Below are 20,476 nucleotides of genomic sequence, written 5' to 3'. Positions count from 1 at the left end.
ACCCGGGGCGGGGTGGTTTAAGCGGGGATCGTGACGACGACGGTGTTGACCATCGTCCCGGACGCCTTGAACGAGGCATCCGGCAGCGGCGTGATGCCGCCACCGTGCTGCTCTACCAAAGCGCGAAAGTCGTTGGTCAGCCTGTTTTCACGGAAGGTGACACCGGCGCTCATCACGGCAACCAGCAGACCGCTTGGCTTTAGGAATTGGTGGGCATGCGTGACGTGCTTGATGTCGGCCTGCTTCAAGAACGGCGGATTCATCACCACGCGGTCGTAGCCCTGAATCACCGGAATCGACATGAAGTCCGCCTCGCGCACGCAGAGGCGTTCGTCGGCGCGCAAGATCTGAGCGTTGGCCGCCATCAGTTCTATGCAATCGACGTGCGCGCCTGCCTCTGCGCAAGCCTTTGCAATGGCGCCTTGCCCAGCGCTGGGCTCCAAAACGGTCATGCCGGGTTGAAGGTCAGCGAGGTCAAGCAAGACGCTGACAACTTCTGGGGGAGTCGGAAAGAAGTTGAACTCGTCCTTGGGCACTTCGACATGCCCGGTCAAAATGATCTGGTCCAGGCGGTCGGCAGCGTCGCCATCGAAGACGTGGGCGCGAGCTTTGCGGTTCCACTTGCCGCCGGCAGCCTCCAGCACCTTGTTGGTCTTCTCGTACAACTTCCGGTCCAACTGCCCGGTCAGAACCACAGCATTCCCGGTCGCCTGCGCGGCGCTGAGGACGCTCAGGACTGATTGCTCGACTTGCATTGCTGTTCTCCCTGTTGCTCACCGGGTGGTGAGTGCGTTGGCTTCGACAACTGGAGATTCAGGGGAGGGCGCAAGCAGGCTTTACGTGCCCAGCTCGGTGATGCTGCGGATGGCACGAGCGTCGGCGGTCCGACGAGGCCAAGGGCGGAGGCTATGCCGCGCCCTCTCCTGAATCCCAAGTTGTCAAAGAACGAGCCCCGGTGCTCGATTGCTTGAGTGGTGAGGCGTTGGAGTTATTAAACACCATGTTTATTCATTTGGTCAACGCCGTGTTTATAAAAGGCAAAGAAAAAGCCCGCTCAAGGCGGGCTGTGAATTGAGATTATGGAGATCAGCGACCGACGAACGTCTCAGACGGTTTTCGCTTCTCGATCTTTCCTACAAGTTCGGATGGAAGATCATCCTTGATGTTGAAGCCATTACAAAGAGCCTCATTCGGTCCCCATACTGCACCCATGGAAACCCGGCGGTTCGATTCTTCACATGTCATCCATTTATCTGATTTCCCGAGCAAGTAGTCCATTCGAGCCCAGAAGACGTCATAGATGGCGGTACCGGGTACATTCCCGCCCATGCCTGGCGTGCTGCCGGCAGACATGTCCCCACCCGTTGTGGGCATTGGGAGCACAGATCCGGCAGAAGTATTGAGTGCCGCCGACACGCGCACCGAGCTTTCCAATTCCTTGGCTCGAACAGTCCACGTATCCGTTCCCATGGTTGCAGCCAAGACTAGATAGATACTCCATGACCGAGTTGCGCTCATAGAATTGTCATCATGGAAGAATCGGAAATCGTCCCCGTCTGCCAAGCGCAACAGCTTCTCCGCCGCATTGAACACGTCGTCGGCAGATTTGCCTTCGTAAGTTCGTTGGGTGACTTCTAAGTATTCCGCTCGAGTTAACTGCGGTTGCTTCGTTGCACACCCAGCCAGCAGAGCAGAGGCTGATATTGCGGCGACGAGTAGGCGCTTCATCTTCGGTTCCCTAGGCATCCAATAGATTGCAGATTGTAAGCCTGTACCCTGCAGGCGTCGAAGTTGGAGCGTTCATTTCTGCATCAAGTACCCGAGTATGCCGGCGAGCAACAGGCAGATAATCGTCAGCCTTACGCTTATGGCGCGCAGCAATTCATTGGACTGCCGGCGTGACTCGGCCAGAGAGTCCTCGAGTCGTTGCGCCCGTTCGTCAGGCGTATATGAAATCTCATGGTCAAACATCAGGTTTACCCATGCTGGTGCAGGTCTTCGAAAAGGCAATGCGGGCTACTGCACGAATCTACGAGCGAATCCACTGCCCCGCCTCGTCATCCCGCAGCCTGGCGCCAGCCCAGACAACCTGTCCCAGCACCCGCACCGGCGTACCGTTCTCAAGCGGGATGTCCGGATACCCCGGGTTGAACGAGCGCGCGACCCATTGTTTCGTCAGTCGATCACGCGTCACCGTCTTCACGATCATCTTGCCGTCGTAGTTGATGGCGTAGACGCCGCCCGCAGCTAGATCGCGCACGGTCAGGTCTTCATTTGGAACCACCAGTAGGGCGGCCCCATCACGAATGATGGGTTCCATGCTGTCGCCCTTGGCGTAGACGACTCGAGCCTTCCCGGCATCCGCGCCCACCGCGCGCAGGAACGAACGACGGAAGTGCATCACACCGGTCTGTTCTTCAAGGTGGTTCTCAATGCCGTCGCCGGCGGCCAAGCGAACGTCAGCCATCTCCGGCACCTTTTCGAACTTGTCATTCGCTGCATATGGCTCGCCTGGGCCGACATTGGCCACCACTCCAGTCTGGGTGCTAATCCGGACCTTGGGATTGGTTTCTGCCTGGTGCGTTGTATTTCCGCCTTCCCACGGGGCAGGGGGGAGTCCTTGGATCCGCATGGGAAAGGCGTCGTCAGCATGGTCCATGTCGACCAAGCCGCCGGGTTTATACGTGCGCAGTGACAGCACGGCCGGCGGTGCCAGTGGCGCCGGATGCGAGACCTGAATGCCGATTTTCAGTTGAGCGATGGCCAGAGCAATCGCGCCGTCCAGCGCATTCAACTGCGCTGGAGGCAGTCCACGTACGTCTTCCTCAGTGATTGATCGAAAAGGCCAGGGCTGCGACTTTGCCGATTCGGACGTAGCCGGCGCCTTCGCGGTCGCGCCGGCTGTGAACATGGTGCCTTTGCCAGTCATTACCCAGGTCGCATTTACGCCCAACACGTTTTGGGCAGCCAACATGCCTTCCTTCGATGGCCCGCGGCGCTCCCAATTATTGACATTCTGCTGGGCGACGTTCAACAGCCGCGCCAGATTCGCCTGCTCTGGGCCGCTCATGAGCATTCCCGAAGCTCGGGCAGCCTCGTAGATCCTCGCCATCTGTTCGTGCATTTGCTTCATGGAGGCAATTGTTGCCGCGATAAACGTGTTGTTGATACACGCTGTGTTGACCTTTGAATTAAACATGGTGTTTAATCAAGGCCAAATGGAGAAGCGAATGGAAGAACTTCATCAGGACGCGGCGCGTATTGATGCCTTTGGCGGCCCTACTAAGGTTGCCGAACGTCTCGGTATCGCGGATCAGCCGGGGGCCGTTCAGCGCGTTAGTAATTGGAAGCGTCGTGGCATCCCGCCAAGCGTGCTGCTGGCGCATGAATGGCTTCGCGAGCCCGAGCTGGCCGACCAGCAGGAGGCCAGCCATGCGTGACAACCCGGCAGCCCAGGAGGGTGCGTTGAAAGCTGCCCGCGTCGTCGCCGAGGCGGGCGTTCTTGCGTGGTTGGTGCTTAACGGAATTACTCCGGCGAGCCCTTCACCTTCTGTTCGAAATTCTTCGAGAACTCTTCTATGAAGGCCCAGACCGTTTCGGCCAACAGTTTTCCTTCGTGGGCCGAAGGTTGCCGAGGTCCGAACAAGTTCGGTTGCGTTTCTAGCACCTTGAACAGCACTTCGCGTGCGCGAGTGTATTGCCTTACTTCCATGAGAACCCCTCCTGTGGGGAAAGTTGGTAGTGGTTGGTACCCACGCCCGGGCATCCCGGGCAACGCCGATCGTAGCCGCAGGATGGGGTTCTCGCCAGTTATGCGCCGTCATCGGTCAATGCACCGTCGCGCTCTCGCGCCCATCGGTGGCCCACGCCATGCGGTCCCGTTCGGCGCGCAGCTCATCAAAGATTTCAAGCACCGCTCGCTCGCTCGCGTTTTCAAGGCGGCGCGTCGCGATGTCCTGCGCTTGGATCAAGAGGCGTTCTGTTTCGGTAATGGCGTCCGTCATGGCTCGATTCCAGGGTTGAGGTGGAGTGTGCATGGTATGTGCGCCGCAACCTGGCATCTACGAGAATCGCGCCCCATTTTCGGGAGGTCGCTATGACCAAGCACTATGCAGACTCGCATTGGCGCGGGTCGATCTACAACGCGCTTCGCGCGGCCCCTGACGGGGTCAGCGGCTTTTGCGCCTGGGCTGCCGAATTCAGAGACCGAAAGATTTCGCCCAAGACCCTCTACAAGAAGCTAGACGGGTCGGATCCTGCTGAGCGTCTGGCAATTGAAGATGCGGAGCTCATCACCGAGTATTTGCGCCGCCACGTTGTGACGCGGGATCGCGCCACAGGCTGGATTGCCGCTCTGGCTTCGCAGTTCGAGCTGGCGGCCATCGAGCTTGACGCCCCGCCGCCTGGCGGGAGATGGCCCTGCGAGATCACGGCGATCATGGAGAAGGGGTTCACGCTTTCTGAGCAAGGCGGGATTCTGTCCGGCATGTTGGCCGGAGCGCTTAGAGACCGTCGCATCACGCGTCGGGAAGCTGGCCAGATCGAGGCTCAAGCGTATGCCGAGATTCGCATGCTGCTCCGGCTCGTCCGAAACGTGAGACGAGCGGGAGACGAGGGGCTGACCCTTGGAGCCCTCGGAGACGAGGAATGATCCAGCGGCGCACCAGGCGTGGACGGCCGGCTGGGTCATTGGGCCCAGTCTCGGCGCAAGTACTCGCGTTATTGACTACCGATCCCTTGACTGCGGGGCAGGTGGCCGAAGAGCTACAGCTTTCCGTGATGGTTGCGAAGTACACGTGCAGCCGCTTGGCCGCGGCCGGCGTCATACGCGTGGTGAGGCATGTGCGGATACCGGGCGCTCATAGACGGGTGTCGGTGTATGGCGCTTCAACCAGTCCCGAGCCGAATGTCGGCGCTCCGTCCTGGTTCGTCTTGCCGGTTGGAGCAACTGCATGACGCGCGACCTGTTCGGGCGCGCGTCCGTCCAAGCATCTTACCGCCGCACCCGGGAGGCGCCCGACGTCGGTCGAGCGCCGGTGCCGGATGCGTGGCAGCGCTCCTCGTGCCCCCAGACTTTTTTGTTCGGCCAGGGGAGAAGCTTCACGCGCGAGGAGTTGTTGCGGACAAGTGGATTCCACGAAGCCGCGAAGGCCTATCCCGACCACGAGATCCTGGTTGTGTTCGACACGACCACGTCCAAGCCATTCACCTACTTGATGCAGCTTCCCCGCAACCATCCTTCGCGCCTGAATGCGGATGGGATGCCTGATCCTGCCCGCCAGCCGTTTTGGCGTCATGGCGAAATCATTCACCTGCAAAGCGGGAGAGCGCCGCCCTGAGTTCTTACAGGGAGGGGGGAAGAGGCTGAATACGCGGTTACCCCTCCGACATGGCTCCAAACCGAATCCAGGGAGCAGCGTGGGTGCGAAAGGCTAGAGCGCGGAAGGGGTGTCTGTACGGACGCCAACAGTCTGGCCGATCACAGGGGCGTACATCCGCCTGTGGGCCCTGATGCATACGGTCGGCTCCAGTTCGGCAATGCAAACGGTTGAGCGCGGTGGGTAGGGGGAGCTCTGCCCATCGCACCGATCCCACCTATTCAGCAATGTCCTTCAACAGTCAGCAGGTGTCATAGGTAGAGGTGCAACATGAACGTACTAAAGCTCGTTCCTACAGAGAATTCCGCGCGATCGCCGCAGCAAACTCCAAGTTTCCCCGAGTTCTGGGCGAAATGGCCGCGAAGAGTGGCCAAGCGCGACGCCGAAAAGGCGTGGGCCAAGCTCAAGCCGGAGGAAAAGTCGGCCGCCTTGGAGGCTCTCCCCCGTCATGTCGAGTACTGGAATGCGGCGGCCCGCGAGCGTGAGCACATCCCCCATCCGGCGACGTGGTTGAACGGCGCGAGGTGGGATGACGAAATCGTGATGCCGCAGCCGAAGCCGTCGCAGGCATCTCAGGGCCAGCAAGCGGCGGCGCCAGGTTGGATGGCCAGTTGGTCAGGCATGGACAGCATGGCGCGCCAACTGCAAATCGACACCGCCCGTCTGGGAGAGACCCACCATGCGTACAAGGCGCGGATTTTGCAGGCGATTGACGATCGCGATCGGACGAGGAAGGTGGGCTGATGGATCGCATTCAATGGGTGCATAAGCGATTCGAGGCCTGGGCGATGTGGACCTTGAGCGGAGGCGGTGGCGGCATGCCCCGGACCTATGATCCGAACCGCGTTGACCAGACCGCAGACGTGCGCGCGGGATGGCGGAACTCTGATCCTGCGTTTGATGCGGGTGCGTTGGAGATCGACCGCGCGATCGCCCAGTTGCCGGCCGAACTCAAGACCGCGGTGAAAGCTGCCTACCGATGGGAGGGAGGTATGCAGGAGATCGCCGCCACATTGGGCTGCACGCGGGCCACCCTACACAACCGCCTGTGCAATGCCGATCGCCGCGTGAGCGCCTGGCTGGATGCGCGCCGCCAGAGGGGCGAGGAAATCAAGGAGCGAGGAATTTTTGCAACTTATACATGAGGGTGCATAATCCGGTACATTCCTGCGGAGCCCGCAACCTAAGAGCCCTGAGCGCCAGTCGCCAGGGCTCTTTTGTTTGTGCTCTCGGGGCTGTTGTTGCAACCGTAGTCGGGATCGGCTGGCGCCGACATCGCCACTACTCCTCGGCGTGGCCCGCGCCGTAATCCCGACAGGGCATTCACATATGGTTCAAGCCGCTCCCAAGCCGTGCAAGCACGCTGGTTGCTCCGCACTCGTCTACGACGGGTCCGGCTACTGCGACAGGCACCGGACGGCGGGCTGGAGCGAAAAGCGGGGTGGCTCGACAAAGCGCATCACCGGCAGGCGGCTCCAGCGCATGCGCGCCGAGCTATTCGCTCGAGAGCCGCTCTGCGTAAAGTGCCTGGAACATGGTCGGGTTCGCCTCGCCACACAACGCGACCACATCGTGCCGCTCTTCGAAGGAGGGGCGGACGGTCCTGACAACGAGCAGGGCCTGTGCGACGAGTGCCACGACGAAAAGAGTCTGGCAGAGCGGCAGAGGGCTCAGGGCCGATATCTTGGAAGGTTCAGATGAGCAATCGACTCACAATCGTTTTCCCTGACAGCATCGGTGGAAAGGCAACTCCGACGCGAGGCACGAAGGTCTTCACACCCGACGGAGTGCCGATCGGTGGCGTCCAGAGGATTGAACTGGTAGCTGAAGCGGGCGACCTCTGGCGCGCGAAGATCGAGTGCCTCGCGGTCATCGAAGGCAGCGTGGTGGCTGAAGTGTCCGGGCCGGCAGGCGATTCGGGAATGGAGAAGGAACCTCAGGCGGAGGTGGTAGCGCCCTCCGACGAGGCGGGGGGTGGGTAGAAAGTTCAAGGGGGTCGAAGCGGAAACCGGCCGCTCCGTCTTTTTTTTCACGCGCCGGATTTTTCTATAGGGGGGGGGTCAAAAAGGGGCCTCCTCAGGACCATGACGCATCAGCTCAAACCCGTTCCGAATGTCGGTGGCGGAGTTGGGATCGGTGCGTCCGCGCCACCTGCGTTGCCGGCTGAGATTCCGACCGCGCCGATGACGCTTACCGCAGCGGAGCGTAAGGTCTGGAACCACGTGACGCAGGCGCTGCTTGACGTCGGTCTGATCCATCGTACTGATGCGCTGGTCCTCGCCGTCATTTGCCGCACCTTCAGCCGATGGGTGGCTGCCGAAAAGCAACTGAGCGACTACGCAGCGGCACACGGCGGTGACTACATGGTGACGACGCCAAACGGTTATGTGCAGCCGCACCAGATATTCCACGTCGCGAGCAAGTTGAAAAAGGAGCTGCTCCAGTGGTTGCCTGAGGCCGCGCTCACGATCCCCTCGTTCCAGAAGGCGACCGCCGTTGCCGCCGGCGGCGGCCAGGGCTCGCTGTTTGAGGATGACCCCGTGGAGCAGCACCGGCAGCGCAAGATCGCGGCCGGCATGAGGGCGGTATGAGCGCGTCCAAAAGGCGCGAGCTGGTCAGGTCGTTTGACTGGGACGCGTACGGCCGGGGCGTGATGGCGGGCGACATCGTTGTGTGCCGCTGGATCAGGCTGGCGGTGGAGCGACACTACCGCGACCTGGAGACGGGCGCCGAGCGCGGCCTGTGGTTCTCCGAGGCCCTCGCGCAGCACGCCCTTGAGTCGTTCCTCTTCCTGCGGCATTCGAAGGGGGAATGGGCGGGCCAGCCTTTCGAGCTTGCACCGTGGCAGCAGTTCTGGGTAGCGCTCGCCTTCGGCTGGATGCGCACCGATGGAACGCGCCGGTTCCGCGAGGTCTGGGAGGAAGTCCCGCGCAAGAATGGTAAGTCGACCAAGCTGTCCGGGATCGGCCTCTACCTCTTCACGTTCGACGGGGAGGGCGGTGCCGAGGTGTACAGCGCGGCGACCAAGATGGATCAAGCCAAGATCACGCACGCCGAGGCTGTGCGGATGGTCCAGGCGTCGCCCACCCTACGGCGCAGCATTGGGGTGCGCCTCAATGAGCTGTATGACACCCGCCCCGGGCGCGCCGATGTTTTCCTGCCTCTGGGACGGGACGCCAAGAGCCTGGACGGCCTGAATCCCCACGGGGCGATCCTGGACGAGGTTCACGCGCACCCGACGCGGGAGATTTATGACGTGATCAAGTCGGGTATGGGTGCCCGACTGCAGCCCATGATCTGGCAGATCACCACGGCGGGCTTTGACCTGTCCTCGTTCGGATACTCGCAGCATGAGTATGCGGAGAAGGTGCTCGAAGGGGTGCTTGAGGATGACGAACTGCTGGCCGTCATCTACACCGTGGACGAGCCGGACAAGTGGGACGATCCGATTGAGTGGGCCAAGGCGAACCCAAATTTGGGCGTATCAGTCTATGAGCCGCAACTGCGGGCGGTGGTCGAGCGCGCCAAGCGTCAGCCGCAGGAGTTGCCGAACGTCCTCACCAAGCGCCTGAACATTTGGGTGCGAGGTGGTTCGCGCTGGATCGGTGCAGAGCCGTGGCGCCAGTGTGGCCGAGAAGGGCTGAGCCTGGACGAATTCGCAGGCGAAGACTGCTGGGCAGGGTTGGACCTGGCCGAGAAGAGTGACATCGCGGCCTTGACGATGGTGGTGAGGCGGCACGGGCAGTACTACGTTTTCCACCGGTTCTATCTCAACGAGGAGCAGGTCAACGCGCCCGAAAACCGGCACTTTTTTGGCTGGGCCGAAGCCGGGCATCTGGTTGTGACGCCGGGAAATGCGACGGACTTCGACTTTATCCGCAGCGATCTCAAGGAGTTCGCCCGAAAACTGAACCTCCGAGAGGTGGTCTACGACCCGAAGTTCGCCGCGTACTTCGCGGCAAAGCTGCAGGAGGAAGACGGGCTTCTGATGGTCGAGATGCCGCAGACGTCCGCCCGCTTCACGCTGCCGCTGGTGGCGATCGAAAACCTTGTTCTGACGGGCGATCTGATCCACGACGCGAATCCGGTCATGGCATGGATGGTGAGCAATGTGGTGATGCGGCTCTCGAAGTTCTCCGGGCTCAAGCATCCGACCAAGGAAAAGCCCGAAAACAAGATCGACGGGGTCATCTCCATGACCCAGGCAATGAGCCGAGCGCTGAATGAGGATGGCGCGCCGGATCTTTCTGAATTCCTCAACAATCCGGTGGTGGGATGAAGCCAAATACCAAGAAAATCGGGCGCGTTCGGGCCGCTGTCCTGAACTGGCTCGGGGGGCCATTCGACCTGACGGATACGGAGGCGTGGGCGCGGTTTGGATCGTCATCGAGCTCCGGCCAGGCAGTCACCGAACAGACCGTCTTAACGCTGTCCTCAGTGTGGGCATGTGCCCGGCTGATATCGGAGACCATCGCCACGCTGCCACTGGGCATGTATGAGAAGGCGGCCTCCGGACGTCGGCCGGCCGCGCAGCACCCGCTGGACTTCATCATCGGCGTCCAGCCGAACAGCGACACGGTTTCCTCCGTTCACTGGGAAGCCGTAGTGGCGGCCATGCTGCTTCGCGGCTCGGCCCGGTGTGAAAAGCTGATGGTCGGCGGCCGGCTCGTGGGCCTGCAGTTCCTATATCCAGGACGTCTGGTTATTTCCCGGGCCGCGAACGGGACCAAGCGATATCGGTACACGGACGACGAGGGGCGCCAGAGGGAGATCCCTGCAAGTCGCATCTGGACTGTCCCTGGATGGTCTTTGGACGGTGTGAACGGTGTCTCTGTGATGCGGTATGGCGCCAATGTTTTCGGCGCCGCTCTGGCGACGGACTCCGCAGCGTCTGGGACCTTCAGCCGCGGTCTGATGCCTACAACCTGGTTCAAGTATCCCAAAGTGCTAAAGCCGGAGCAGCGGAAGGATGCCCGCGAGTTCATCGAGAACCGGCTGTCGGGTGCTGTGAATGCTGGCCGTCCAGCGATTCTTGAAGCGGATATGGAAGTGGGCACGATCGGAATTAACCCGGCCGACGCGCAATTGCTTGAGTCTCGAGGGTTCTCGGTCGAGGACATATGTCGCTGGTTCCGAGTCCCGCCGTGGATGGTCGGACATACCGAGAAGTCGACCAGTTGGGGCAATGGCATCGAAAGCCAGATGATCGGATTTCTGACATTCACACTGGCGCCCTGGTTGCGCCGCATTGAGCAGTACATCGTCAAGGATTTGCTCTCGCCGGCGGACCGGGGTCGGTTCTACCCCAAGTTTGCCGTTGAAGGCTTGCTGCGCGCAGATAGTGGCGCCCGCTCGGCCTTCTACGCGGCAATGGTCAACAACGGCATCTTCACCCGCGACGAAGTGCGCGAGCTTGAGGACCGTGAGCCGCGTGGCGGCAATGCAGATGTCCTGACCGTGCAGTCCGCCATGGCACCTTTGGACTCCCTCGGCGCAGTGAACTCCGGCCAGGAAATGCGGGCAGCGTTTCGCGCCTGGCTGGATGACGGCGATTCCAGCACCACCATTTAAGGATTCCCACCATGAGTGTCAAAGCCCTTCCGCGCGCGCCGGAGAACCGCCCCTGCGCCGCAGTCACCAGCAATGTCGTCCCGCGTGCGTTTGAGCGGTGGGATACCAGCATCCGCGCCGCCGTCGAGGACGACGCTGATGAGCGGACCATCAGCGTGTACGACGTCATTGGTTACGACTGGTGGACCGGTGAAGGTGTTACGGCCAAGCGGGTTTCGGCGGCGTTGCGTAACTTGGGCTCTGGCCCCGTGACGGTTCATGTGAATAGCCCGGGCGGCGATGTTTTCGAAGGCTTTGCAATTTACAACCTGCTGCGCGAGCACAAGGGCGAAGTCACGGTGAAGGTGCTCGGTCTGGCGGCGTCCGCGGCGTCGGTCATTGCGATGGCCGGCGACACCATCCAGATCGCGCGCGCAGGGTTCTTCATGGTCCATAACTCGTGGGTGATGGCGGCGGGCAATCGCCACGACCTACGGGAAATCGCTGACTGGATGGAGCCCTTCGACGCGGCGATGGCCGATATCTATGTGTCGCGCACCGGCAAAGACCTCGCAGAGGTCCAGCGGCAGATGGATGGCGAGACCTGGATCGCCGGCAGCCGAGCGGTCGAGGAAGGCTATGCGGACGAGCTGCTCGCCTCCGACCAAGTCGGCAAGGGCGACGCGAAGGCGTCTGCTAGCGCGGTCCGGCGGATAGAAGCGGCGATTCGCGCCGCTGGCCTACCGCGCAGTGAGGCTCAACGCCTGATTCAAGAATTCAAGTCCAGCCTGAGCGATTCGGCTGGCAGCGGTGCGCGTGATGCCACCGAGCGCGGCCTGAGCGATTCGGCTGCATTCAGCTCCATTGCCGCTACGGCGGCATCCCTCACCAACATTCTCAAACCGAGGTGATCATGTCCCATCCCGAAAAGGATATCGAAAGCATCAACGCCAGTCTCAAAGAGATTGGCACCCAGCTCAAGGCCCAGGCCGAGTCAGCGGAAAAGGAAATCAAGGCGCATCAGAAGCTGTCGGCTGAAACGCGCGAGAACGTCGACAAGCTGCTGACGACGCAAGGCGAACTGCAGGCGCGGTTGGCGACGGCCGAACAGCTGCTGGCAAAGGTCCAGAACGGTGGCGGCCAGGCCGCTGAGCCGACTTCGATGGGCGAACAGGTGACCGCATCGGAAGACTACGCGGCGTATTGCAAGAATCCGCGCGGTTCGTTCCGCATGCCGGTGCAGGCCGCCATCACCAGCGGCCCCGGGTCTGCCGGCGACCTTGTGATTCCCGATCGCCTGCCCGGTATCCAGGGCCCGGCCCTGCGCCGTCTGACCATTCGCGACCTGCTGCTGTGGGGCCGCACCCAGTCCAACAGCATCGAATATGCGCGCGAACTGGTCTTCACGAACAATGCCGGTCCGGTCTCCGAAAACCCGACGAACCCGAAGCCGCAGTCCAACATCACGTTCGAACCCGACTCGGCGCCGGTCGTCACGATCGCTCACTGGATCCCGGCGTCCAAGCAGGTGCTGGCCGACGTCCCGCAGCTGCAAAGCTATATCGACGGTCGCCTGCGCTACGGCCTGAAGCTGAAGGAGGAAATCCAGCTCCTGAAGGGTAGTGGCACCGGCCTGAACATGCATGGGATTTATACCCAGGCCACGGCCTACGCCAACCCGGGGGTTACGGTTCAGGCGGAAACGCGTATCGACCGTCTGCGCTTGGCGCTTCTGCAGGTCGAGCTGTCCGAGTACTTCGCCGACGCCATCGTGCTCAGCCCGCTGGACTGGGCCGCGATCGAGTTGACCAAGACCACCACGAACGAGTACCTGTTCTCGAACCCGCGTGCGCAGACGCTGCCGGGCCTGTGGGGCCGCAACGTCGTACCGACCCAGGCCATGGATCAGGATGACTTCCTGGTGGGCGCATTCGGTGGCGGCCTGGCCGCGCAGGGTTGGGACCGTGAAGACGTCAGCGTCCAGATCTCTTTCGAAGACCGGGACAATTTCGTCAAGAACATGGCCACGATTCTGTGCGAAGAGCGCGCGGCACTGACGGTCTATCGTCCCTCGGCGTTCGTCAAGGGTGACTTCCAAGGTCTGACGAACTCGTAAGCGGCAAGGGGCGGCTGGCCGGTGTCTGCCGCCCGCACAGGAAACCTGCAATGAAGAAAGTGATTGCGCTGCAATCGTTTGATCACGACGTTGTCAGACGCAAGGGCGATAGCTTCTGGGTATCGGAGCAGATCGCCGCTGCGCTGCAACGCAAATCGCTCGTTCGAATTGAGGGTGAAGATCGGGACCCTTCGCCGGCCGCTGGCATACCGTCGTCTGCATCGCCAGCGGTCCGAGTCTCACGGCGGACGACTGTGAAGCGGTCCGCCTCTGGCGGTCACGTGGAGCAGGCAGATCTGTTGTCGTAACAAACACGTCGTTCCGGGCGGCGCCCTGGGCGGATGTGCTGTATGCGATGGATCGGGATTGGTGGATGGTGTACGGCGCCGAAGCGCAGCAGTTGTTCACGGGTGAGAAAGTCGCCCCGCACGGCGGAATTGCCGGCGTAACCCGGTGCCTGGAGCTTCGGGCAGAGCTGAACTCCGGGGCTGGAGCGGTTGCCCTTTCCGCGATGCGAGGAGCCGAGCGCGTGATCCTGCTGGGATATGACGCGCAACTGACGGGCGGCCATGCCCATTGGCACCCGGATCACGGAGATGGGCTTGGAAATGCAGGAAGCGTTGCGAAGTGGCCCGCCCAGTTCGCGGATCTCGCGCGCCGGCTTAGCGCTGTGCGCGTGGTGAACGCCAGCCGGGCGACTGCGCTGGAATGCTTCCCGCGGCAGGAGCTGAGTCAGGCTCTCGCGGAATGCGAGGTCAGCAAGCCGCCGCTGCTCGTCAACGGCATGCACGGCCTGGGTGACAACCTCCACCAGCGCGCCGTCGTGCGAGAGCTGCTCAGGGAATGGGATGTCTGGCTCGAAACGCCATGGCCTTGCCTGTATCACGACCTGGACGGCCTGAAGATGGTCGGCAAGGGATCGCGCCTGCGGACGCAAGCGAAGAATGCGCAGCGTGAGGCCTCGCGGTACAGCGTTACGCCCGTGCCTGCGGGAGCGAGATCCTTAGAGGTCAGGTATCCGCCGGAAGCGGTTCGCAAGCATGGGTCTGTGCTGGCGGCAATGGCTGCTCAGTGCGCCGTCGAACCGGGCGATTTCCGACTCCCGGTGAAACGCGAATGGATCGAACGCGCCGAGGCGCTGACGAGAAAGTGGGGGGCTGATCGCCCCATTTTGATCGTGCGGCCCCTGGTCGAGCGCAAAGAATGGGGTGGGTGCCGCAACCGGAACCCGGACTCCAGCGTTTACCGGGAGCTGTTCGAAGTCATCCGCGATCGCTTCTTCGTGGTGAGCCTGGCAGACCTGGAGCCAGGCAAGGAATGGTTGTCCGGCGATGCTTTGCCGGCGGATGTTTCGCTTCACGCCGGCGAATTGGACGTCGAGGTTATGGCGGGGCTGTTCTCCCTGGCAGCGGCGGTCTATACCGCGCCGGGGTTTGCCGTGATTTTGGCCCAGGCGGTGGGCGCTCCCGTGGTTTCGGTCTTCGGGGGCTATGAGTCGTCGGCCTCGTTTTCGGCGGGGGCTGCTTTCTCGCCATACCTCGGCCTGGACCCCATCCGGCCATGCCAATGTTTCAGCCACGTCCACAACTGCGATAAGCGGATGGACCTGGCAGCCGCGCATGAGCGCATGAGGGAGTTTCTGGATGAACACTGCAAGACTTCGGCCGTCCGAGAAAATCTCGCCGCGCCAGTATGACGTGGCGGGTTTGCCGCCGGAGTACTTCAACCCCGGCGAGCTGGCCGTGTTGCTGCATCTTTTCGAATCGGTCTCGCCGCGGGTTGTCATCGAATTCGGCGTCAACGCCGGACGGACGCCGGCTGCGGTGTTGCGCAACCTGCCGACGGTGAGCCGGTACGTCGGCGTCGACGTCCTGCCCGGGTACCGAACGCTGATGCCCGTGCAGCGCAACGAGGTACCGAAGCAGCCCGGGGGCCTGGTGAAGGAAAATCCCCGCTTCGAACTGGTCCTCCGCAAGCGAGGCAGCTTTGACCTGGCCGTCGCGGACTTGCCGAGCGCGGACGCAATTTTCATCGACGCGGATCACTCACGCGAAGGCGTGATGAACGACTACCGCCTTGCGCGCGCCCTTGTCCGACCGGGCGGCATCATTGTTTTCCACGACGACAACTGCCGGCGGGAAGTGCAAGTGACCGAAACCTTGAATGAGCTGTGCGCCGCCGGCGCGCAGATCGTCCACGTCCACGACACCTGGATCTCCTATGAGCGTCATTGATCTCGCGATCGCGAAGGCGCTCCTGGACGTCACGCACGACTTTGACGATGTGAAGTTGCAGGTGTTGCTGGACGGCGCGGAAGCCGAGGCGGCGGGTTACATGAACCGTCCCGACTTGCGCGGTCCTTGGTATGCCGAGGGCGATTCCAACAGTCCGCCCAGCTCGGAGCCGGCGGTTCCGGGCGATGTCGTCCTGGGAGTCATGCTCCTGATGCAGGCTGTATATCAGGCTCCGCCCGACGACGTGCCGAAGTTGCGCGCTGCCGCCGAAGTCAAGCTGAGCCCGCGCCGGCTCGGAATGGGGGTCTGAATGCTGGCCTATCGCTTGCGGCATCGTGTAGCCATCGAGGAGCTGAGCACGGTCAAGGGGCCCGATGGACGCGTTGAGACGTGGCAGGCGCTCGCGCTCGATTCGGACACGGTCTTTGACGCTGTCCCGGCCGAGGTGCTCACGGGACCCGGCCGCGAGGTGATCGCCTCTGGTGCGCCCCAGGAGTCCGGCGTCGCGCGGGTGGCGATTCGTTGGTTTCCGATATCGGACGAGCGTCTTGGGCGTTGCCGCATTGTCTGGAACGGCCGGGCATACCGTATTGAATCCGTCGAAACCGACCGTACGGCGCGCCAGGAATGGCGCTTCCGGGCGGTTGCAGACAAGGGAAGAGGGGTTTGAATCTTGAAGCAAAACCAGCTGAACCGCATCGAGGCTGCAATCACGGCCCTCCAGTCGCAGATGGACACGCTCACCAAGCAGTTCTTTGTGCTGGTAGAGGCGCTGGACGAAGACGGCGATGCCGAACCCATGACGGATCTGGACGGCAATCTCACCGAGGTGCCGCCATCGATAGGGAGCAGCCTCGATGAAGATGGAGATGCAGCTTAAGGGCCTAGACGACGTCCTCGCGACTTTGAAGGCGCTGCCGCCGGAGATCGTCTCCAAAAAGGGTGGGCCTGTGAAGAACGCTCTCCGGCGCGGTGCCCGCCAGTTGCGGGACGCCGCCGAGGCAAACCTGCGGGAAGTTATCGCGCGCGACGGCGGCCAATCCACGGGGCTGCTTGAAAAGAATCTGATCGCGTCGCGCGGCAAGCCTCTCTCGAGCGGGAAAGGCGAGCGCTACCTGGTGAGGGTGAAGCGCAAAGCGTATCCGGGCCGCAATCCGGAGCGAGACGGCAAGGTGCCCACCGTACGAAAGAGCGCACAGCTCCTGGAGTGGGGATCGAGCCAGCAGCAAGCCACGCCATGGTTACGCCCGGCAGTCTCCCAGCACGGGGCGGCGGTGATCGAGACGATCCGGACGGACTTGCTGAAGCGGATCGACAGCACGGTGAAACGTATTGCGAAGAATGGTGGAGGGCGCTGATGTTCGCTCCTGTTGAAGAGGTGTTGTCGACGCCTTCGGTTTTGGCCATTGTTGGACCGTCAGGAATATGGGGCAGCGGCATTGCCCCGGCCGATCAGCCGGCGCCCTATGTGGTCTGGCAGACCGTGGCCGACGATCCGTATGTGCAGCTCTCTGGCGCGCCGGAAGACGACCTAGATGAGGTCCAGATCGACGTTTACGCGGCGGTCGAGGCGCAGTCCAAAGAGCTGGCCCGCGCAGTGCGCGCCGCATTGGATGCAGCAGGCGTGGTGAACGCCGTGATGTTCGCGGCGCGAGAACAGAACACCAAGCTCTTCCGCATCAGTTTTCGCGCTGATTTCATCCACCGCCGGCAGTAGCCGGTAGAGAGAACCCGAAAGCCCGCACATGCGGGCTATTTTTTTGGAGCTATCCATGGGAATCAAAAGCCAAGGCACGCACCTTTTCCTGCGTATCCCGAATTCGAACGGCCAGACTGCGCTCAAGATGAAGTGCCCGACCGGCATCCAAGGTCTGGGTGGCCCGCGTGATCAGATCGACTTCACGTGCCTGGACGACATCGACGATCGTCAGTACGTGGCTGGCCTGGGCAATCCTGGCCAGGTGACTGTCCCGTTCAACTACGACCCCCAGCACGCCAGTCACCAGCTCCTGTTCGATCTGAAGGACGCCGGCACGACGGAACAGTGGCTCACGGGCCTGTCCGACGGCACCGCTGCTCCCACCTTTAATTCGAACGGTGACTTTCTGCCCATGACCACGCGGTCCGGCTTCGTGTTTGACGCGTACGTGGCGGACGTCAATATTGACGTGGCCACCAACGACATCGTCAAGGGAACCGTGATCTTGCAGCGCTCTGGCAAGGTCCGCCCGTTCTACAAGGCAGCGTGAACATGAGCGATCTGGATGAAGACCTGTTCGTGTCGCCCGAGGTCGTCCGCCGGGCGGTGAAGCTCGGCGACGGCAAGGAACGCGACTTTCACTTCCGGCGCTATTCGGGCGCCGTCTATTCCGCCCATCTCGCCGCCGCGGCGTCGCGCAACCCGGATGTTCGGGAAACCGCCATCCCGCATCTGGTTGCGGCGAGCTTGTGCGACGAAGACGGCGATCCTGTTCTGACGGTGGCGAGCGCCTGCCGTCTGAAGCCGGTTGTGCTGGCCGCCTTCTATGGGGTCGTCCGGGACCTGAACGAGCCGCGCTCGGAGGATGTCGAAAAAAAAACTTGACGGTCGGCCAGGACGAGTGGTTTTGGCACGTGCTCGCCCTCGCGCTGGGTGGGCGGACTGTGTTGGAGCTCAAGGCGTCCATGGAGCAGGTCGAGTTTGAGCGGTGGCGGCATTTCTATGTGTTGCATCCGTTCGATGACCTGCACCGGTTCCACCGACCGGCAGCGCTGGCGGCGGCAGCAATGAACGGCGATCTTAGGGCCGGGCTCGATTTTCTTACCCGACCGATCCAGACGGCAGAAGAAGACGCCGATGAGGCAACCCTGAAGGCGTTTGGCCTTGGCAAACTGAAGGAATCCTGACATGGCAACAGCCGGCAGCATCGTCGTCGACCTGCTGATGCGGACCGGGTCGTTCGAAACCGACACGGACCGGGCGACGAAAAAGGCGCAGAAGCAGTTCAAGGACATGGAGCGCCAGGCCAAGGAGACCGCAGACGCGATTTCCCGAAGCATTGGTGGGGTCCTGAGCGGCGCGCTTTTTGGCGTGGGCCTGGGCACCATCTTCTCCAAGTTCATCACAGAGACGCGCAATTCTCAGGACGAGCAGGCACAGCTGGCGGCCGTGCTGCGCTCCACGGGTGAGGCGGCGGGATGGACCCAGACGCAGCTGAACCAGATGGCCGGCTCCCTCGCCGGTGTGTTCAGCGAAGGTGACATCAATCGCGCGCAGACGCGTTTGCTTTCGTACACGGGGGTTGTCGGCGAAGAGTTCCCGCGCGCGCTCCAGGCGGCGATCGACATGGCCGCTCGGATGGGCGTCGAGGTCGAGCAGGCTGCCGAAACGGTTGGACGCGCCCTAGACGTTCCCAGCCAGGGCCTCAGTTCGCTGTCAAAGCAGGGATTCCGGTTTACGGAAGACCAGAAGAAACTGGTGGAGCAGCTCGAAAAGGCCGGTAAGGTCGCCGAGGCACAGGCGATTGTGCTGAGCGCCTTGGAGTCTTCCTACGGCGGGGCGGCGGATGCGGCGCGCGACACCTTGGGCGGTGCACTCAAGGCGCTGCAGAACCAGATCGACGACCTGATGACGGGCGACGACGGAAGTGTCAACGGCCTCACAGCGAGCATCAATGACCTGACGGATGTCCTCGGATCACCGGAAACCAAGCAGGCCTTTGCCACCTTTGTCGGTTGGCTCGCGGATGTATCGCGGTCCTTGGTGACCTTGATCGGTGACTTCGCGTCGGGTCTAAGCGCCGCTGGCAGCTTTACCGACGCGCTTGCGACCTATGGACTGATGAATCCGTTCAACAGCCATGCGGAGAACGCGGCGAAGTATCGCAAGGAGTTGGAGGAGCTGGACGCGTTTGAGAGGCGCGTGCTGGCCGGCCAAGAGCAGAACCAGGGCACTGACATTGCCGCGAAGCGGCGTCAGCTTCAGAACCGCATCGAGTTCTCGGACCGGAAAGCGAATGCGCAGGAAAGGGACGTGTTCGCTGCCTACCAGGGAACCGGCGAGACGGGTCGCGATATCCCGACGCTTCCGGCCCAGAGAGTCACTGGCGGTTCCGGCGGGTCTGGCAAAGGGTCGGGTGCCAAGGAGAAGGTGGACCAGGGCCAGCGCCTGATTGACCAAATGAATCAGCGCATTGCATTGATCGGAAAGGAAACCGAATACGAAAAGCTGCTTGAGCAGGTTCGCATCGGGTCGGTGAAATTCAAAACGCAGGCCCAGCAGGACGAGGCGCTTGCATCAGCGCAGACGCTGGACTTTATCAATGACCAAGCCAAGGCATATGAAGAGTCGCAAAAGCGCGCAGGCTCGCTTGCGAAATTGCTTGGTGACCTGTACCCCGATGCCGCGAAGAGCAACGAATACCTGGCGCGGCTCACGCTGCTGACCGAGGGTCTGCAAAACGGTGTGTTGACCGCTGGTGAGTATCAAGATGCGATCGGCAGGCTGGACGAAAAGTTCGGCGACACCGCGAGCGGGATGTCCGAATTTGCGGTGCAGGCGGCTCACAACATTCAAGACTCTATGGGCACCACGCTCGAAAGTGCACTCAGCGGCAACTTTGACAACATCGGCTCGGACTTCACCAAAATGATCACCAAGATGTTGGCGAACGCCGCGTCCGCAAACTTTGCCGAGGCTCTGTTTGGCGATTTCGGTAGATCGGGGCAGGTGGGCGGCTTGATTGGGAGCGCGATCAGTGGGTTGTTTGGTGGTGGCGGCGGATCTGGTCCGGTAGCCACGGCCTCGCAAGTAGGAGCAGCGGGAGATGGGTTGATGTTTTTCGATGACGGGGGCTACACAGGGCCGGGAGGTAGGCTTGAACCCGCCGGTGTAGTCCACAAGGGAGAGTACGTTTTCGACGCAGATTCGACCCGCCGTCTCGGGGTGGGATTTCTATCGCGACTACGCGGCTATGCCGACGGCGGCTATGTCGGCCCCGGGAGTGCTGTTCCCGCTGCGACTGGCGGAAATGCGCGCGTCGAGATCATCAACAACGGAACGCCTCAACGGATATCCGGCGTGCAGCGAAGCGTGGATATCCGTGGAGAGGTGATCAGCATTATGGTCGAGGACATGCGGAAGAACGGCCGTTCGGCGGATGCGGTTCGTGGTGTGGTGGGGGCCTGAGATGCCGGCGACATTTCCGAGCTACGCAAAG

General features: G+C 61.9%; 29 protein-coding genes. 24 read left to right on the top strand and 5 right to left on the bottom strand.

All coding sequences use genetic code 11. The features are described 5' to 3' along the window. Window positions 1-17 precede the first annotated feature (17 nt). The 3 genes from IPU70_RS01880 to IPU70_RS01870 all read right to left on the bottom strand — a co-directional run bounded on the left by IPU70_RS01880 (window position 18) and on the right by IPU70_RS01870 (window position 3,133). Window positions 18-755 (bottom strand): methyltransferase, encoded by a 738-nt coding sequence (locus tag IPU70_RS01880; protein ID WP_207464474.1) that lies wholly within the window; start codon window positions 753-755, stop codon window positions 18-20. A gap of 331 nt (window positions 756-1,086) precedes the next feature. Then, the gene (locus tag IPU70_RS01875; protein ID WP_207464472.1) at window positions 1,087-1,728 is read right to left on the bottom strand and encodes a hypothetical protein; all 642 of its coding nucleotides are present in this window, start codon (window positions 1,726-1,728) and stop codon (window positions 1,087-1,089) included. A 301-nt stretch (window positions 1,729-2,029) separates the two neighbouring features. Next, entirely contained in the window at window positions 2,030-3,133 is a 1,104-nt protein-coding gene (locus tag IPU70_RS01870) for a S24 family peptidase (protein ID WP_207464470.1), read from the bottom strand. Between IPU70_RS01870 and IPU70_RS01865 the strand changes: the two genes are divergently transcribed. After that, complete coding sequence (locus IPU70_RS01865; RefSeq protein ID WP_242702251.1) at window positions 3,132-3,440, top strand: hypothetical protein; 309 nt, start codon at window positions 3,132-3,134, stop codon at window positions 3,438-3,440. The genes IPU70_RS01870 and IPU70_RS01865 overlap by 2 nt on opposite strands. An 86-nt stretch (window positions 3,441-3,526) precedes the next feature. On the opposite strand, the gene IPU70_RS01860 is transcribed toward IPU70_RS01865, so the two are convergent. Together IPU70_RS01860 and IPU70_RS01855 are read right to left on the bottom strand one after the other, a co-directional pair. Continuing rightward, window positions 3,527-3,712 carry a hypothetical protein gene (locus IPU70_RS01860; RefSeq protein ID WP_207464468.1) on the bottom strand — a complete coding sequence of 62 codons (186 nt, stop codon included), beginning with the start codon at window positions 3,710-3,712 and terminating at the stop codon, window positions 3,527-3,529. 115 nt (window positions 3,713-3,827) lie between these two features. After that, window positions 3,828-4,004 (bottom strand): hypothetical protein, encoded by a 177-nt coding sequence (locus IPU70_RS01855; protein ID WP_207464631.1) that lies wholly within the window; start codon window positions 4,002-4,004, stop codon window positions 3,828-3,830. A 92-nt stretch (window positions 4,005-4,096) separates the two neighbouring features. On the opposite strand from IPU70_RS01855, the gene IPU70_RS01850 reads away from it, so the two are divergent. The 23 genes from IPU70_RS01850 (at window position 4,097) to IPU70_RS01740 (ending at window position 20,445) form a co-directional block, all read left to right on the top strand. Then, a complete protein-coding gene (locus IPU70_RS01850; protein WP_207464466.1) occupies window positions 4,097-4,651 on the top strand; it encodes a phage regulatory CII family protein in 555 nt (184 codons plus the stop codon). A 301-nt stretch (window positions 4,652-4,952) separates the two neighbouring features. Continuing rightward, window positions 4,953-5,339 (top strand): hypothetical protein, encoded by a 387-nt coding sequence (locus IPU70_RS01845; RefSeq protein ID WP_207464464.1) that lies wholly within the window; start codon window positions 4,953-4,955, stop codon window positions 5,337-5,339. Window positions 5,340-5,648: 309 nt separating this feature from the next. Further along, window positions 5,649-6,122 carry a hypothetical protein gene (locus IPU70_RS01840; RefSeq protein ID WP_207464463.1) on the top strand — a complete coding sequence of 158 codons (474 nt, stop codon included), beginning with the start codon at window positions 5,649-5,651 and terminating at the stop codon, window positions 6,120-6,122. Continuing rightward, on the top strand, window positions 6,122-6,523 hold the full coding sequence (locus tag IPU70_RS01835) for a sigma-70 region 4 domain-containing protein (protein ID WP_207464460.1): 402 nt from the start codon (window positions 6,122-6,124) through the stop codon (window positions 6,521-6,523). Before IPU70_RS01840 ends, IPU70_RS01835 begins: the two co-directional genes overlap by 1 nt. Window positions 6,524-6,707: 184 nt before the next feature. After that, window positions 6,708-7,079 (top strand): HNH endonuclease signature motif containing protein, encoded by a 372-nt coding sequence (locus IPU70_RS33050; RefSeq protein WP_207464459.1) that lies wholly within the window; start codon window positions 6,708-6,710, stop codon window positions 7,077-7,079. Further along, window positions 7,076-7,360, top strand: a complete 285-nt coding sequence (locus tag IPU70_RS01825) for a hypothetical protein (RefSeq protein WP_207464458.1) — start codon at window positions 7,076-7,078, stop codon at window positions 7,358-7,360. Before IPU70_RS33050 ends, IPU70_RS01825 begins: the two co-directional genes overlap by 4 nt. Window positions 7,361-7,462: 102 nt before the next feature. Further along, window positions 7,463-7,969, top strand: a complete 507-nt coding sequence (locus tag IPU70_RS01820; protein ID WP_207464457.1) for a P27 family phage terminase small subunit — start codon at window positions 7,463-7,465, stop codon at window positions 7,967-7,969. Next, a complete protein-coding gene (locus IPU70_RS01815; RefSeq protein ID WP_207464456.1) occupies window positions 7,966-9,657 on the top strand; it encodes a terminase large subunit in 1,692 nt (563 codons plus the stop codon). Before IPU70_RS01820 ends, IPU70_RS01815 begins: the two co-directional genes overlap by 4 nt. Next, window positions 9,654-10,949, top strand: a complete 1,296-nt coding sequence (locus tag IPU70_RS01810) for a phage portal protein (RefSeq protein WP_207464455.1) — start codon at window positions 9,654-9,656, stop codon at window positions 10,947-10,949. The genes IPU70_RS01815 and IPU70_RS01810 overlap by 4 nt, the downstream gene beginning before the upstream one ends. A gap of 11 nt (window positions 10,950-10,960) precedes the next feature. Beyond that, entirely contained in the window at window positions 10,961-11,839 is an 879-nt protein-coding gene (locus IPU70_RS01805) for a head maturation protease, ClpP-related (protein ID WP_207464454.1), read from the top strand. Window positions 11,840-11,841: 2 nt separating this feature from the next. Beyond that, window positions 11,842-13,044: a phage major capsid protein gene (locus IPU70_RS01800; protein WP_207464452.1), complete on the top strand. Its 1,203-nt coding sequence runs from the start codon at window positions 11,842-11,844 to the stop codon at window positions 13,042-13,044. A gap of 50 nt (window positions 13,045-13,094) precedes the next feature. Beyond that, entirely contained in the window at window positions 13,095-13,352 is a 258-nt protein-coding gene (locus IPU70_RS01795) for a hypothetical protein (RefSeq protein ID WP_133434393.1), read from the top strand. A gap of 65 nt (window positions 13,353-13,417) precedes the next feature. After that, window positions 13,418-14,740 (top strand): hypothetical protein, encoded by a 1,323-nt coding sequence (locus IPU70_RS01790; RefSeq protein ID WP_207464450.1) that lies wholly within the window; start codon window positions 13,418-13,420, stop codon window positions 14,738-14,740. Then, window positions 14,688-15,278 carry a class I SAM-dependent methyltransferase gene (locus IPU70_RS01785; RefSeq protein WP_207464449.1) on the top strand — a complete coding sequence of 197 codons (591 nt, stop codon included), beginning with the start codon at window positions 14,688-14,690 and terminating at the stop codon, window positions 15,276-15,278. The genes IPU70_RS01790 and IPU70_RS01785 overlap by 53 nt, the downstream gene beginning before the upstream one ends. Then, on the top strand, window positions 15,265-15,588 hold the full coding sequence (locus IPU70_RS01780; RefSeq protein WP_207464448.1) for a head-tail connector protein: 324 nt from the start codon (window positions 15,265-15,267) through the stop codon (window positions 15,586-15,588). The genes IPU70_RS01785 and IPU70_RS01780 overlap by 14 nt, the downstream gene beginning before the upstream one ends. After that, window positions 15,589-15,948 (top strand): head-tail adaptor protein, encoded by a 360-nt coding sequence (locus tag IPU70_RS01775; RefSeq protein WP_207464447.1) that lies wholly within the window; start codon window positions 15,589-15,591, stop codon window positions 15,946-15,948. A gap of 3 nt (window positions 15,949-15,951) precedes the next feature. After that, window positions 15,952-16,158 (top strand): hypothetical protein, encoded by a 207-nt coding sequence (locus IPU70_RS01770; RefSeq protein ID WP_207464446.1) that lies wholly within the window; start codon window positions 15,952-15,954, stop codon window positions 16,156-16,158. Further along, a complete protein-coding gene (locus tag IPU70_RS01765) occupies window positions 16,136-16,636 on the top strand; it encodes an HK97-gp10 family putative phage morphogenesis protein (RefSeq protein WP_207464445.1) in 501 nt (166 codons plus the stop codon). Before IPU70_RS01770 ends, IPU70_RS01765 begins: the two co-directional genes overlap by 23 nt. After that, the gene (locus IPU70_RS01760) at window positions 16,636-16,995 is read left to right on the top strand and encodes a DUF3168 domain-containing protein (protein ID WP_207464444.1); all 360 of its coding nucleotides are present in this window, start codon (window positions 16,636-16,638) and stop codon (window positions 16,993-16,995) included. The genes IPU70_RS01765 and IPU70_RS01760 overlap by 1 nt, the downstream gene beginning before the upstream one ends. Window positions 16,996-17,050: 55 nt before the next feature. Further along, window positions 17,051-17,527 carry a phage tail tube protein gene (locus IPU70_RS01755; protein WP_207464442.1) on the top strand — a complete coding sequence of 159 codons (477 nt, stop codon included), beginning with the start codon at window positions 17,051-17,053 and terminating at the stop codon, window positions 17,525-17,527. 2 nt (window positions 17,528-17,529) lie between these two features. Then, complete coding sequence (locus IPU70_RS01750; protein WP_207464440.1) at window positions 17,530-17,862, top strand: phage tail assembly chaperone family protein, TAC; 333 nt, start codon at window positions 17,530-17,532, stop codon at window positions 17,860-17,862. Beyond that, window positions 17,859-18,164, top strand: coding sequence for a hypothetical protein (locus IPU70_RS01745; RefSeq protein ID WP_207464438.1), 306 nt, complete (start codon window positions 17,859-17,861; stop codon window positions 18,162-18,164). The genes IPU70_RS01750 and IPU70_RS01745 overlap by 4 nt, the downstream gene beginning before the upstream one ends. A 1-nt stretch (window position 18,165) precedes the next feature. Beyond that, window positions 18,166-20,445, top strand: a complete 2,280-nt coding sequence (locus IPU70_RS01740) for a phage tail length tape measure family protein (protein WP_207464436.1) — start codon at window positions 18,166-18,168, stop codon at window positions 20,443-20,445. The last annotated feature ends 31 nt before the right edge of the window (window positions 20,446-20,476 follow it).

This window comes from Achromobacter sp. SD115, assembly GCF_017355315.1.
In the GTDB taxonomy this organism is placed as follows: Bacteria; Pseudomonadota; Gammaproteobacteria; order Burkholderiales; family Burkholderiaceae_B; genus Achromobacter; species Achromobacter xylosoxidans_B.
Note: the sequence above shows the minus strand (reverse complement) of the source record. Positions and strands in the feature narration are given on the sequence as shown.

What these genes read in the sequence shown, in the direction of transcription:
- IPU70_RS01880 (WP_207464474.1), bottom strand. Translation starts at nt 755, where the DNA reads ATGCAAGTCGAGCAATCAGTCCTGAGCGTCCTCAGCGCCGCGCAGGCG.
- IPU70_RS01875 (WP_207464472.1), bottom strand. Translation starts at nt 1,728, where the DNA reads ATGAAGCGCCTACTCGTCGCCGCAATATCAGCCTCTGCTCTGCTGGCT.
- IPU70_RS01865 (WP_242702251.1), top strand. Translation starts at nt 3,132, where the DNA reads ATGGAGGCAATTGTTGCCGCGATAAACGTGTTGTTGATACACGCTGTG.
- IPU70_RS01870 (WP_207464470.1), bottom strand. Translation starts at nt 3,133, where the DNA reads ATGAAGCAAATGCACGAACAGATGGCGAGGATCTACGAGGCTGCCCGA.
- IPU70_RS01860 (WP_207464468.1), bottom strand. Translation starts at nt 3,712, where the DNA reads ATGGAAGTAAGGCAATACACTCGCGCACGCGAAGTGCTGTTCAAGGTG.
- IPU70_RS01855 (WP_207464631.1), bottom strand. Translation starts at nt 4,004, where the DNA reads ATGACGGACGCCATTACCGAAACAGAACGCCTCTTGATCCAAGCGCAG.
- IPU70_RS01850 (WP_207464466.1), top strand. Translation starts at nt 4,097, where the DNA reads ATGACCAAGCACTATGCAGACTCGCATTGGCGCGGGTCGATCTACAAC.
- IPU70_RS01845 (WP_207464464.1), top strand. Translation starts at nt 4,953, where the DNA reads ATGACGCGCGACCTGTTCGGGCGCGCGTCCGTCCAAGCATCTTACCGC.
- IPU70_RS01840 (WP_207464463.1), top strand. Translation starts at nt 5,649, where the DNA reads ATGAACGTACTAAAGCTCGTTCCTACAGAGAATTCCGCGCGATCGCCG.
- IPU70_RS01835 (WP_207464460.1), top strand. Translation starts at nt 6,122, where the DNA reads ATGGATCGCATTCAATGGGTGCATAAGCGATTCGAGGCCTGGGCGATG.
- IPU70_RS33050 (WP_207464459.1), top strand. Translation starts at nt 6,708, where the DNA reads ATGGTTCAAGCCGCTCCCAAGCCGTGCAAGCACGCTGGTTGCTCCGCA.
- IPU70_RS01825 (WP_207464458.1), top strand. Translation starts at nt 7,076, where the DNA reads ATGAGCAATCGACTCACAATCGTTTTCCCTGACAGCATCGGTGGAAAG.
- IPU70_RS01820 (WP_207464457.1), top strand. Translation starts at nt 7,463, where the DNA reads ATGACGCATCAGCTCAAACCCGTTCCGAATGTCGGTGGCGGAGTTGGG.
- IPU70_RS01815 (WP_207464456.1), top strand. Translation starts at nt 7,966, where the DNA reads ATGAGCGCGTCCAAAAGGCGCGAGCTGGTCAGGTCGTTTGACTGGGAC.
- IPU70_RS01810 (WP_207464455.1), top strand. Translation starts at nt 9,654, where the DNA reads ATGAAGCCAAATACCAAGAAAATCGGGCGCGTTCGGGCCGCTGTCCTG.
- IPU70_RS01805 (WP_207464454.1), top strand. Translation starts at nt 10,961, where the DNA reads ATGAGTGTCAAAGCCCTTCCGCGCGCGCCGGAGAACCGCCCCTGCGCC.
- IPU70_RS01800 (WP_207464452.1), top strand. Translation starts at nt 11,842, where the DNA reads ATGTCCCATCCCGAAAAGGATATCGAAAGCATCAACGCCAGTCTCAAA.
- IPU70_RS01795 (WP_133434393.1), top strand. Translation starts at nt 13,095, where the DNA reads ATGAAGAAAGTGATTGCGCTGCAATCGTTTGATCACGACGTTGTCAGA.
- IPU70_RS01790 (WP_207464450.1), top strand. Translation starts at nt 13,418, where the DNA reads ATGGTGTACGGCGCCGAAGCGCAGCAGTTGTTCACGGGTGAGAAAGTC.
- IPU70_RS01785 (WP_207464449.1), top strand. Translation starts at nt 14,688, where the DNA reads ATGAACACTGCAAGACTTCGGCCGTCCGAGAAAATCTCGCCGCGCCAG.
- IPU70_RS01780 (WP_207464448.1), top strand. Translation starts at nt 15,265, where the DNA reads ATGAGCGTCATTGATCTCGCGATCGCGAAGGCGCTCCTGGACGTCACG.
- IPU70_RS01775 (WP_207464447.1), top strand. Translation starts at nt 15,589, where the DNA reads ATGCTGGCCTATCGCTTGCGGCATCGTGTAGCCATCGAGGAGCTGAGC.
- IPU70_RS01765 (WP_207464445.1), top strand. Translation starts at nt 16,136, where the DNA reads ATGAAGATGGAGATGCAGCTTAAGGGCCTAGACGACGTCCTCGCGACT.
- IPU70_RS01760 (WP_207464444.1), top strand. Translation starts at nt 16,636, where the DNA reads ATGTTCGCTCCTGTTGAAGAGGTGTTGTCGACGCCTTCGGTTTTGGCC.
- IPU70_RS01755 (WP_207464442.1), top strand. Translation starts at nt 17,051, where the DNA reads ATGGGAATCAAAAGCCAAGGCACGCACCTTTTCCTGCGTATCCCGAAT.
- IPU70_RS01750 (WP_207464440.1), top strand. Translation starts at nt 17,530, where the DNA reads ATGAGCGATCTGGATGAAGACCTGTTCGTGTCGCCCGAGGTCGTCCGC.
- IPU70_RS01740 (WP_207464436.1), top strand. Translation starts at nt 18,166, where the DNA reads ATGGCAACAGCCGGCAGCATCGTCGTCGACCTGCTGATGCGGACCGGG.